General features: G+C 66.0%; 7 protein-coding genes. 5 read left to right on the top strand and 2 right to left on the bottom strand.

Features of this window, described 5'->3' with window-relative positions; translation table 11 throughout:
• Nucleotides 1-265: 265 nt before the first annotated feature.
• From ABZX02_RS02700 to ABZX02_RS02685, 4 genes are all read left to right on the top strand, one after another.
• Nucleotides 266-1,099, top strand: coding sequence for a hypothetical protein (locus ABZX02_RS02700; protein WP_355294370.1), 834 nt, complete (start codon nucleotides 266-268; stop codon nucleotides 1,097-1,099).
• A 294-nt stretch (nucleotides 1,100-1,393) separates the two neighbouring features.
• Complete coding sequence (locus tag ABZX02_RS02695) at nucleotides 1,394-5,098, top strand: multifunctional oxoglutarate decarboxylase/oxoglutarate dehydrogenase thiamine pyrophosphate-binding subunit/dihydrolipoyllysine-residue succinyltransferase subunit (protein ID WP_355294369.1); 3,705 nt, start codon at nucleotides 1,394-1,396, stop codon at nucleotides 5,096-5,098.
• 81 nt (nucleotides 5,099-5,179) lie between these two features.
• Nucleotides 5,180-5,359 (top strand): DUF6104 family protein, encoded by a 180-nt coding sequence (locus ABZX02_RS02690; RefSeq protein ID WP_285643817.1) that lies wholly within the window; start codon nucleotides 5,180-5,182, stop codon nucleotides 5,357-5,359.
• Between the two features lie 53 nt (nucleotides 5,360-5,412).
• The gene (locus tag ABZX02_RS02685; protein ID WP_355294368.1) at nucleotides 5,413-8,142 is read left to right on the top strand and encodes an NACHT domain-containing protein; all 2,730 of its coding nucleotides are present in this window, start codon (nucleotides 5,413-5,415) and stop codon (nucleotides 8,140-8,142) included.
• 162 nt (nucleotides 8,143-8,304) lie between these two features.
• On the opposite strand, the gene ABZX02_RS02680 is transcribed toward ABZX02_RS02685, so the two are convergent.
• Both ABZX02_RS02680 and ABZX02_RS02675 read right to left on the bottom strand, forming a co-directional pair.
• Nucleotides 8,305-9,297: an aldo/keto reductase gene (locus ABZX02_RS02680; RefSeq protein ID WP_355294367.1), complete on the bottom strand. Its 993-nt coding sequence runs from the start codon at nucleotides 9,295-9,297 to the stop codon at nucleotides 8,305-8,307.
• Nucleotides 9,298-9,349: 52 nt separating this feature from the next.
• The gene (locus ABZX02_RS02675) at nucleotides 9,350-10,234 is read right to left on the bottom strand and encodes a hypothetical protein (protein WP_355294366.1); all 885 of its coding nucleotides are present in this window, start codon (nucleotides 10,232-10,234) and stop codon (nucleotides 9,350-9,352) included.
• A gap of 178 nt (nucleotides 10,235-10,412) precedes the next feature.
• Here ABZX02_RS02675 and ABZX02_RS02670 point away from each other — a divergent pair, with 178 nt between their 5' ends.
• A complete protein-coding gene (locus tag ABZX02_RS02670; protein WP_355294365.1) occupies nucleotides 10,413-11,585 on the top strand; it encodes a S8 family peptidase in 1,173 nt (390 codons plus the stop codon).
• Nucleotides 11,586-11,743 lie beyond the last annotated feature (158 nt).

The following is an 11,743-nucleotide window of genomic DNA, read 5'->3' as shown; positions in this document are numbered from 1 at the left end:
ACGCTCTCGACCGCCTCCCACATCCGCGCTCCGCTTCCCTCCTCACCGGGCTACGCGACACCCGGCAGCCGCCCTCTCCTCACGGCCCTGGCAGCCCTCTGTTCACCCCCAACAGCTACCCCCGCTCCCCACCTGGCCACCTCACCTCGTCCCGCACCCCTCGCCGGCTCAACCCACGCGTCCCGCACAGCGCTCCCTCCCGCCGTCCCCACCCCTCCCCGTCCCGTAGAAACCACCTCCGAGCCGCCTAGGTCGAAGGAGCCCCATGCCGTCTCGCCCCTCGCTCCTCTACGTCTCCAACCTCGCCTACCCCGCCAGAGGCCGCCGCTACTGCGACGAGGACATCCACCTGACCGCGGACCTGAGGCAGCACTTCGACCTGGCCATCTGTCACCCGGAGGACGCCGCGGCCCTGATGCGGGCCCACGACGTCGTGGTGGTCCGCAACAGCGGCCCGATCAGCGACTACGCCCCCGCCTACCACCACTTCCGCGACCAGGCGGAGGCCACGGGTCAGCGCGTCTACAACCCCCTCACCGGCAAGGGCGACATGGCCGGCAAGCAGTACCTGGTCGATCTGACGACGGCGGGTTTCCCGGTCATCCCGACGGTCGACGACCCGAACCACCTCGACCGCCTTCCGCCCGCGGCCGAGTACGTCGTGAAACCCAAAGCCGGCGCCGACTCGCACGGTCTGGAGTTCGTGCCCGAAAACGATTTACGACGCGTCCTCGCCGAGAAAGCGGGCGACGACCTCCTGGTACAGCCCAAGATCGATTTCGAGTACGAGGTCTCGTTCTACTTCGTGGACCACGACTTCCAGTACGCGCTCAACGCGCCCGACCCGGCGCGGCGCTGGGAACTCGTGCCGTACGAAGCGAGCCGTGCAGACCTGGAATTCGCGCAGCGGTTCATCGACTGGAACACCCTGGACCACGGCATTCAGCGCGTCGACGCCTGCCGCACGCGCCAGGGTGACCTGCTGCTGGTCGAGCTGGAGGACCTGAACCCGTACCTGTCGCTGGACCGGACACCTGAGGTCACGAGAACGCGGTTCGTCGAGGCGATGGCGGCTTCGATCCGGCGTTCACTGGGCTGAACAAGATCAATCCGCAGGGCGAACGCGGTGTACCTATCGTGAACTGATCGGTGCGCTCGGTGCGTATGCCCGTCCAACAGCTCAGCGAGCATTACCCGAAAGGGAGGCGACGTAGTGAGACGCACATCAAGAATTGCTCAACTGCGGGTGACGACGGGCCCGTCCTGATCGATCCTGTGACAGAGCACTCCTTGCCAGGTGCCTCCAGCGTGTGAAGGCCCGTGCGAGGGGGACTAACCTGACTACCGCATGAGTCACCACCAAGAGCGAGATGGATAGAGGCGAGCGCCAGCCGTGTCCAGCAGCAGTCCTGCGTCACAATTCGGGCCGAACGAGTGGCTCGTCGAGGAGATGTACGAGCAGTTCCTCGCGGACCCTTCATCCGTAGACCCGGCATGGCATGACTTCTTTGCCGACTACAAGCGTGCGGGCGGCAACGGCAGTGCCGCCGCCACGGCCAGCGCGGGTGGCGGCAGCGCCACCACGACCGCGACCGTGACGCCGCCGGCCGCCGACACCGGCAAGCCCGCGCCCGCCGCCGCCCCCAAGCCGGCCGCCGCGCCGCAGCCCGCGAAGCCCGCGGCGTCCTCCCTGCCGTCGACCGGCAAGCCGGCGCCGCAGCAGGCCGCGAAGGCCGCCCCGGTCACGCCGAGCGCGCAGCCCGAGCAGAAGCAGCTGCGCGGTGCCGCCGCCGCGATCGCGAAGAACATGGAGCTGTCGCTCACCGTTCCGACCGCGACCAGCGTGCGCGCCGTGCCCGCCAAGCTGCTGGCCGACAACCGCATCGTCATCAACAACCACCTGAAGCGGACGCGCGGCGGGAAGGTCTCCTTCACGCACGTCATCGGCTACGCGGTCGTCCGGGCGCTGCAGGCGTTCCCGAACATGAACCGCCACTTCGCCGAGGAGAACGGCAAGCCGTTCGTCGTCACGCCGGAGCACGTCAACTTCGGTCTGGCGATCGACCTGCCCGGCAAGGACGGCAGCCGCACGCTGGTCGTCGCGTCGGTCAAGGGCTGCGAGAACATGACGTTCACGCAGTTCTGGCAGGCCTACGAGGACCTGATCCGCAAGGCCCGCGCCGGGTCGCTGACCGCGGACGACTTCTCCGGCACCACGATCTCGCTGACCAACCCCGGCACGATCGGCACGAACCACTCGGTGCCGCGACTGCAGGCCGGTCAGGGCGCGATCATCGGCGTCGGCGCCATGGAGTACCCCGCGCACTTCCAGGGCACCAGCGAGCAGGCGCTCACCGACATGGGCGTCAGCAAGATCATCACGCTGACCAGCACGTACGACCACCGCATCATCCAGGGTGCGGAGTCGGGCGAGTTCCTCAAGCGCGTGCACCAGCTGCTGCTCGGCGAGGACGGCTTCTACGACGAGATCTTCGCGTCGCTGCGCCTGCCCTACGAGCCGATCCGCTGGGTCGCGGACATCCCCGAGGGCGCCGTCGACAAGACCGCGCGCGTCATCGAGCTGATCGACGCGTTCCGCACGCGCGGTCACCTGATGGCCGACACGGACCCGCTGAACTACCGCCAGCGCTCCCACGCCGACCTGGACGTGCTCAGCCACGGCCTGACGCTGTGGGACCTCGACCGCGAGTTCCCGGTCGGCGGTTTCGCGGGCAAGGAGCGGATGAAGCTTCGCGACATCCTGGGCGTGCTGCGCAACTCGTACTGCCGCACCGTCGGCGTCGAGTACATGCACATCCTCGAGCCCGAGGAGCGCCGCTGGATCCAGGAGCGCGTCGAGGTTCCGCACGAGAAGCCGCCGGCCACCGTGCAGAAGTACATCCTCAGCAAGCTGAACGCCGCCGAGGCCTTCGAGACGTTCCTGCAGACCAAGTACGTCGGCCAGAAGCGCTTCTCGCTGGAGGGCGGCGAGACCGTCATCCCGCTGCTCGACGCGGTGCTCGACAAGGCCGCCGAGCACGAGCTCGACGAGGTCGTCATCGGCATGCCGCACCGCGGCCGCCTCAACGTCCTCGCGAACATCGTCGGCAAGCCGATCTCGCAGATCTTCCGCGAGTTCGAGGGCAACCTCGACCCCGGTCAGGCGCACGGCTCCGGCGACGTGAAGTACCACCTCGGTGCCGAGGGCAAGTACTTCCGCATGTTCGGCGACGGCGAGACCAAGGTGTCGCTGACGGCCAACCCGTCGCACCTCGAGGCCGTCGACCCGGTCCTCGAAGGCATCGTGCGCGCCAAGCAGGACCTGATCGACAAGGGTGGCGAGTTCTTCCCCGTCCTGCCGGTCGCCCTGCACGGTGACGCGGCGTTCGCGGGTCAGGGCGTCGTCGCCGAGACGCTGAACCTGGCGCTCGTGCGCGGCTACCGCACCGGTGGCACCGTGCACATCGTCGTGAACAACCAGGTCGGCTTCACCACGGCGCCGGAGCACTCGCGGTCCTCGAAGTACTCGACCGACGTCGCGAAGATGATCGGTTCGCCGGTCTTCCACGTGAACGGCGACGACCCCGAGGCCTGCTACTGGGTCGCGAAGCTGGCCGTCGAGTACCGCCAGGCGTTCCACAAGGACGTCGTGATCGACATGGTCTGCTACCGCCGCCGCGGCCACAACGAGGGCGACGACCCCTCGATGACGCAGCCGGCGATGTACGACGTGATCGACCAGAAGCGCTCGGTGCGCAAGACCTACACCGAGTCCCTGATCGGCCGCGGCGACATCACGGTCGAAGAGGCCGAGAAGGCGCTGCAGGACTTCTCCAGCCAGCTGGAGCACGTCTTCAACGAGGTCCGCGAGCTCGAGAAGCACCCGGTGACGGTCAGCCCGTCCGTGGAGGCCGAGCAGCAGATCCCGGCGAAGCTGCCCACGGGCATCACCCGCGAGGTGCTGGAGCACATCGCGGACGCCCACGTGAACCTGCCGGAGGGCTTCACGCCGCACGCGCGCGTCAAGCCGGTGCTCGACCGCCGCGCCAAGATGGCGCGCGAGGGCGGCATCGACTGGGCGTTCGCCGAGCTGCTCGCCTTCGGCTCGCTCGCGATCGAGGGCCGCAACATCCGCCTGGCCGGCCAGGACTCGCGCCGCGGCACGTTCGTGCAGCGCCACGCGACCCTGATCGACCGCAAGACGGGCGACGACTACACGCCGCTGCAGAACCTGTCGCCGGACCAGGGCAAGTTCATGGTCTACGACTCGGTGCTGTCGGAGTTCGCCGCGCTCGGCTTCGAGTACGGCTACTCGGTCGCGAACCCGCAGGCGCTGGTCCTGTGGGAGGCGCAGTTCGGTGACTTCGTCAACGGCGCGCAGCCGATCATCGACGAGTTCATCTCGTCCGGTGAGGCGAAGTGGGGTCAGCGTTCCGACGTCGTGATCCTGCTGCCGCACGGCCACGAGGGCCAGGGCCCCGACCACACGTCGGGCCGCATCGAGCGCTGGCTGCAGCTGTGCGCCGAGGGCTCCATGACCGTCGCCGTCCCGTCGACCCCGGCGAACTACTTCCACCTGCTCCGCCGCCACGCCCTCGACGGCGTCGACCGGCCGCTCGTGGTGTTCACGCCGAAGTCGATGCTGCGCCTCAAGGCCGCGGTGTCCGGCACGGACGAGTTCATCAACGACCGCTTCCACTCGGTGATGGACGACCCGACCATCAAGGACCCGAACGCGGTCACGAAGGTCCTGCTGTGCAGCGGCAAGATCTCCTACGAGCTGCACGCCGAGCGCGAGAAGCGCGGCACGGGCGACGTGGCGATCGTGCGCGTCGAGCAGCTCTACCCGGTCCCGGCCCGCAAGCTGACCGAGACCCTGGAGCGCTACCCGAACGCGAAGGACGTCCGCTGGGTCCAGGAGGAGCCGGCGAACCAGGGCGCGTGGCCGTTCTACGGCCTGGCCCTGCCGGAGCTCCTGCCGGAGCACCTGGGCACCGTCCGCCGCGTGTCGCGCCGCCCGATGGCCGCCCCGTCGGCCGGTTCGAGCAAGGTGCACGAGGTCGAGCAGCGCGAGATCATCACCCGCGCGTTCGAGTAGGCCAGTACGTGAACTGACGAGCCGCCGGATTCCCCAGGGGTCCGGCGGCTCGTTTTTCGAGCCACCACAGGAGTTCTGCGCATGTACCACACCGATCGCGGCATCGAGGAGCTGGAGAAGCGGCGCGGCGAGGAGGAGGTCTCCTTCGCCTGGCTGGCCGACAAGCTGCGCGAGTTCGTCGACGCCAACCCGGAGTTCGAGACGCCGATCGAGCGCTTCGCGACGTTCCTGGCCCGCGATGACGACGACTTCGAGGACTGACACGTCCAGTGGAATAACGTCACGGACAGACCGCCAATCGCGATGTCCGATGCATGGGCAAGATCTTGGGACTCGCCAGCGCCGCCATCGCACCGCCGGCTGCTGCCTTCGCCTTGCTGCAAAACTGGGCGAAGGCGCACCCATGGCTCGCTGTCGCCGCATTTGTAGGCTACGAGGTTCTTCTCTGGAGCATCGCGCTCATCGCCAAAGTGCTCAGCGGCACCGCAGACGAGTTGGGTGCCCGATGGAAGACTCGACTCGCGAACTGGATAGACCAAGGTCTCTTGCGGAAGCTGTCTGGTTTCCGCCGCCGCTATCTGAGGGCGGTGCTCGGCAGCCTCCGCTACATCGATCTGAAAGGCCTCGCCACCGTCGGGTTCTACACCCCACAACTGGACGAAGTCTTCGTTGACGTCAGCCTGGTCTACAGTGATCCTTCGGCTGTACCGGCAGGCGTGATTGAACGGCCTCAGGTGGAGCCTACTCAACCTTTCGTCGGCGACCTGATCGACAAGCCGGCGCCAGCCATACCGGTCGTAGTCGAGCGGCCGCACGTCGATCCCACCCGTCGGTTCATAGGTGATCTGATCGACAAACCGGAACCCGTGGTGCTAGCAGTGATCGGCGCACCTGGTTGCGGCAAGACCACGCTTCTGCGCCACACCGCGTTGCTCATTTGCCGCAAACGCCGCCGCAAGCGTCGAATCCCGGTATTGCTGTACCTGCGCGACCATGTCACTGCGATTATGAACGACGTTCCATTGCCTGACCTCGTACACGTTGACGCGCCTACCGGTTGGTTCTCTCTAAAGTTACGTGCTGGAGCGTGTGTTGTACTGCTCGACGGCTTGGACGAGGTCGCAGATGCCGTAACCCGTCGACTGGTCGCAGATTGGGTTGAGCGCCAGATCTCGTCATACTCCTTGAACGACTTCGTGATCACGTCCCGCCCACACGGCTACCATTCAGCGCCGATCCAGGGTGCCGGTGTCGTACAGGTACGCGGTTTCTCCGACGAACAAGTAACAAGATTCGCACACAGTTGGTACCTCGCCTTTGAACAGCGCAGCACCGGCGAAAAGAATGCGGATGTCAGTCGGCGCGCTGCCGAGGAAGCAGACGACCTACTGGAACGCTTGCATCACAATCCCATGTTGTACGAGCTGACCGCGAACCCGCTTCTGCTCACCATGATCGCAAATGTCCACAAGTTCCGCGGCGCGCTCCCCGGAAGCCGAGTCGACCTGTACAGCGAGATTTGCCAGGTGTTGCTGTGGAGACGCCAAGAAGCGAAAAAACTCGCCTCTGAACTCACCGGCGACCAAAAAATGTCTCTACTGAGCGGCTTGGCTTACACGATGACGCGTAAGCACGTCCGCGACTTCGACCGAACGGACGTTCTAACCGAATTCCGCCCCTTCTTACGCCGCATGGCTCCCGGCAGGACCGAGGAGGACTTTCTCGCAGAGATGACATCGAGCGGCTTGTTGGTCGAGCGAGAGCACGCAACGTATTCGTTCGCGCACTTGACGTTCCAAGAGTTTCTTTCAGCGCACCACATCCGCGACAAGCACCTAGCCCATGTTCTGGTTGAACGCATCGACGACGTCTGGTGGAGGGAGACCACTCTCCTGTACGTGGCTCGTGCGAACGCAGATCCGATCGTCGAGGCTTGCCTGGAAGCAAATACTGTCGTTGCCCTCTCATTGGCATTTGACTGCGCCGAGCAAGCCAGCGAGCTGGCAGCAAACCTCCGATCACACCTTGACCGTTTGCTAGAGACAGTCTTCCGCAGCAATAATGCTCACTCACCGATTCGCAGGCTCATGGTCAACGTCGTCGTCACACGCCACGTCCGCAAGCTTGTGCGTACCATTGAGGGAACTCGCCTCAATGCGGAGCCTGTCAACGCCGGGATCTACAGCCTATTCCGCGAGTCCTACCCCTATCGCGCCCCGGACGCAGTGCCCGCTCGCCTCGACGAACCAGTTGTTGGCGTGCGAGCGGATGACGCCCGCGCGTTTGTTGAATGGGTTAACGACATCACTGGCAGCGAGCCGGGTTTCCGTCTACCACTGATCTCCGAACTTGAGAATTCAAGGGTCGCGCGGAAACTTGGCAGACTTCAGGCGTGGACTGCGGACTCACAAAACTCAGCCTGGCCGAAAAACCCCGATACTTACAGAATTCCAGCAGAACTGCTCTACCAAGATATTTATTCAGACCTGACAAAGCTACCAGAGATAGCCGCCATCTGCGAGCAGATCAAAATTGCAAGCCTGGGTGGACGCTTCGCCACACGCTTGCCGAGGCCATCGACCCTACGAGTACTGAGCCTGTCTCTTTTCACAACAAGCGGATACGAAGACGCAGTTGGTCACGCACTATTCCAAGTGATCTACTATTCACCTGAGACCCCGGAACTGTTTCGACAGCGCTTCATCGAGGTTGTAAGTCGCCTCAACGAGGATCGCACTTATGCAGTGCCTCCCGACGAAATATCGGCACTAGTCGAAAAGGTTCGCAAAACACCAATGACTCAATGGGGATCACGAACCCGTTTTCCTTTCATCGACGAGTGCCTCGCGGTGTTCTGGCGCAGGAAGCCACTCGACCCCATGCTGGCGGCTGAGCTGCGCCTGGCGGCCATGTGTTTGTCGATGGAGACAGACGAGACTCATCGAGCGGTCTTCCGGAGGATCGCTGCTGGCATTTGTTGGCTGGAACGTCGCGCCCAGGGCAAGATCAACGCGGCCGAGACCATCCTGCTCGCAGCCAACTGACGAACGCTCATTCTCGATACCAGGTCGCTCCATCACCATTTGGCGTCCTGAAAGTCTCGCGTCAGAGAGCGATCATGACCGAAGGCAAAGGCTTCGGAGGATCGCCGTCGGCGCGAGGCGACTTGCACAGCGCACCGACGGCGGGTGATCTACGACCGGGGACTACCAGGCGTAGGCCTCCGGCGCAGGCTTCGACCCGTTCGGCCCCGGCGCCGGGAACAACTCGTCCAACTTCGCCAACACATCCGCGTCCAGCTTCAACTCGGCGGCACGCAACGAGTTGTCCAACTGCTCCCCGGTCCGCGGCCCGATGATCGGCGCGGTGACCCCGTCCTGGTGCAGCAACCAAGCCAGTCCGACGTTGGCCGGGTCCTCCCCCAGATCGGCGCACAGCTTCTCGTACGCCTCAACGGACTCCTGGTGCCGCGACAGCACCTTCTGCTGGTGCTCGGCCAACGACCGCGACGCGGCGCCCTCGCGCTGCTTGCGCAGCACACCGCCCAGAAGCCCGCCCTGCAGCGGCGACCACGGGATCACGCCCAGGCCGTAGTGGCGGGCGGCGGGCAGGACTTCGAGCTCCACCCAGCGGTTCATCAGGTTGTAGATCGACTGCTCCGACACCAGCCCGAGGAAGCCGCGGGTGCGCGCGGCCTCGGCGGCCTGGGCGATGTGCCAGCCGGCGAAGTTCGACGAGCCGAAGTAGATGACCTTGCCCTGCTGCCGCAGGACGGAGAACGCCTCCCAGATCTCGTCCCACGGCGTGTCCCGGTCGACGTGGTGCATCTGGTAGAGGTCGATGTAGTCGGTCTGCATGCGCTTCAACGAAGCGTCACAGGCGCGGCGGATGTTCAGGGCCGACAGCTTGGTCTCGTTCGGCCAGTCGCCCATGCTGCCGTACAGCTTGGTGGCGATGACGGTGCGTTCGCGACGGGTGCCGCCCTGCGCGAACCAGCGGCCGATGATGTTCTCGGTGACGCCCTCGCCCTTCTTCCAGCCGTAGACGTTGGCCGTGTCGAAGAAGTTCAGGCCGTGTTCGTGGGCGCGGTCCATGATCGCGTGGCTGTCGGCCTCGGAGGTCTCGGGACCGAAGTTCATCGTGCCGAGGCACAGGCGGGAGACGGACAGGCCACTGCGACCGAGCTGGGTGTACTCCATGCCATTCACCCTGCCTCCAAAAAACCGCTGTCGCCACGTGGAGCTGCTCCAGCTACTCCCATTCCCACCTGATGCCGTGGACGTGGCCCGCCTGGGCCTCGTGCACCACCATGTGCGTCGAGGCGGTGGTGCCGATCCAGAGTTCACCGGTGCCGACCACTGGAGCGTCGGGGGCGGAGCGGGTGAAGCTGGTGCAGCGCACCGGAACGGCGTCCGGGTGGAACTCCACCTCCAGGACGTACTCACGCAGCGCGCGGACGAACGTGCGGTCGGCCGACGAGCTGTCGGCGCCCGGAGAGGCCGTCATCCGCAGGTCGATCAACGCCGTGTCGCCCGCGCGCAGCACGCGGTCGAGGATGACCTCGGCGACGATCAGCTTGTTCTCCTCGTCGCGGCGGACGCGGCCGATGCGGCACGACTTGAGGGCGATGATGTCGCCCGCGGACAGGTCGGTCTCGTCGGCGGTCTTCGAGACGAGGATGCGGTCGACGCCGTCGTCGAAGGCCTCGATCACCGCGCTGGAGCGCATCTCCACCTCGCGGCGGTCCGGGCCGATCACCACCAGGTCCCGCACGGCCAGGTACTTCGCCGGTGCGGCGGTCAGCTGGTCCACGCGGGAGATGGCGCGGCCCAGGTCGAGCGCCGCCTCCTGCCAGATGCCCTCCAGGGCGGCCACCCGTTCGACCCAGCGGCCGCGGGGGCGTCGCTCGCCCAACTGGCCCGTCAACGTGCCCGGGTCGACCCCCAGGACCTCTTCGAGCACGGCCACGGCGTGCAGCGACTCCGGGCGTTCGGGACGGCTGCGGCCGCGGCGCCAGTACGACAGCGTCGACAGGCTCACCTGCACGCCGCGCGCCTCCAGGTGGTGCTGGATCCGCTCCAGGCTGAGGCCGCTCGCCTCCACCGCCCGCGTCAGCTCGTCAGCGAAACCCGCCACTCCCCAATGCTACGGGCAGTGATCAAATCCGGCCCGGCCAACCACGACGTGTGCCTGAAAACGGTTTACAACACAGTTTTGACAGTATTGACTTTTGAAGTTTCGAACCTGTTATCCGAAGCACATGTCGAGTTAGTTTCTTGGTGTTCCCCAGTTCATTCCCTGCCAGGAGGAACCCATGGCTCTTCGGCGTCATGTCGCCATCGCGGCGGCATTGGGCATCGCTTCCACGGCGATGTGGACGCCCTCCGCGATCGCTGAGGAAGCGGTGCTGCCCGGCGCCGGCGTCCAGGCGGTCGAGGGCAGCTACATCGTGGTCCTGAAGGACGGCGCGCGCACCCCTGCCAGCGCGTTGGCGTCCCGCTACCAGGGCACCGTCAAGCACACCTACAGCGCCGCGCTGAACGGGTTCTCGGTCACCGGGATGTCCGAACGCCAGGCTCGCCGCCTCGCGGCCGACCCGGACGTGCAATTCGTCGAACGGAACACGTTCGCCACGATCCAGGCGACGCAGACCAACCCTGTGTGGGGTCTCGACCGGATCGACCAGGCGAACCTGCCGCTCAGCAAGTCCTACACCTACCCGAACACCGCGTCGAACGTGACGGCGTACGTTCTCGACACCGGAATCAGGAAAACGCATTCCGAATTCGAGGGCCGCGCTACCGACGGTTATGACTTCATCGACAACGACTCCGTCGCGCAGGACTGCCAGGGCCACGGCACGCACGTCGCCGGCACGGTCGGTGGCAAGACCTACGGCGTCGCGAAGAAGGCCAAGCTCGTCGGCGTCCGCGTCCTCGACTGCAACGGCAGCGGCGCGTGGGACGGCATCATCCGCGGCATCGACTGGGTGACGGCCAACGGCAAGAAGCCCGCCGTCGTCAACATGAGCCTCGGTGGCAGCGGCACGAACAGCTCGCTGGAGAACGCGGTCCGCCGCTCGATCAGCGCGGGCTTCACCTACGTCCTCGCGGGCGGCAACAGCGGCCAGGACGCCTGCAACTTCACCCCGGCCCGCACGCCGGAGGCGATCACGGTGGGCGCGTCCGACCGTGCGGACAAGCGGTCGATCTGGACCGCCGGCTCGTCGAACTGGGGCAGGTGCCTCGACATCTGGGCTCCGGGCAGCGACATCGTCTCCGCCTCGCACAGCACGGACACCGGCACGCGGTCCATGGGCGGCACGTCGATGGCCTCCCCGCACGTGGCCGGAGCGGCCGCGCTCTACCTGAGCGCGAACCCGTCCGCGACGCCCGCCCAGGTGCGCAGCGCCCTGGTCGGCGCCGCCACGCCGAACAAGCTGACCGACATCAGGACGGGTTCGCCGAACCTGCTCCTGAAGGTCTAGGAACCTGCCGTCGCCGCCCCCCTGCAGCGGCGACGGCCATCCTGGGCGCCCTTGATGCCACGGCCGAATGCGGCTCGGCCAGAGCATCGTTCCGACTGGGGGCGCTTGCGGTGGGGGTGGGTGTTGGGGCTATTCGCCAGACCCCCCCACTCCCAAGA

Origin of the sequence: Lentzea sp. NPDC003310, assembly GCF_040610935.1 — a bacterium.
In the GTDB taxonomy this organism is placed as follows: Bacteria; Actinomycetota; Actinomycetes; order Mycobacteriales; family Pseudonocardiaceae; genus Lentzea.
This window is presented reverse-complemented; position numbering and strand designations above follow the sequence as displayed.

Excerpts from the sequence above, each read along its gene's own strand:
- ABZX02_RS02700 (WP_355294370.1), top strand. The coding sequence starts at position 266 with ATGCCGTCTCGCCCCTCGCTCCTCTACGTCTCCAACCTCGCCTACCCC.
- ABZX02_RS02690 (WP_285643817.1), top strand. The coding sequence starts at position 5,180 with ATGTACCACACCGATCGCGGCATCGAGGAGCTGGAGAAGCGGCGCGGC.
- ABZX02_RS02685 (WP_355294368.1), top strand. The coding sequence starts at position 5,413 with ATGGGCAAGATCTTGGGACTCGCCAGCGCCGCCATCGCACCGCCGGCT.
- ABZX02_RS02680 (WP_355294367.1), bottom strand. The coding sequence starts at position 9,297 with ATGGAGTACACCCAGCTCGGTCGCAGTGGCCTGTCCGTCTCCCGCCTG.
- ABZX02_RS02670 (WP_355294365.1), top strand. The coding sequence starts at position 10,413 with ATGGCTCTTCGGCGTCATGTCGCCATCGCGGCGGCATTGGGCATCGCT.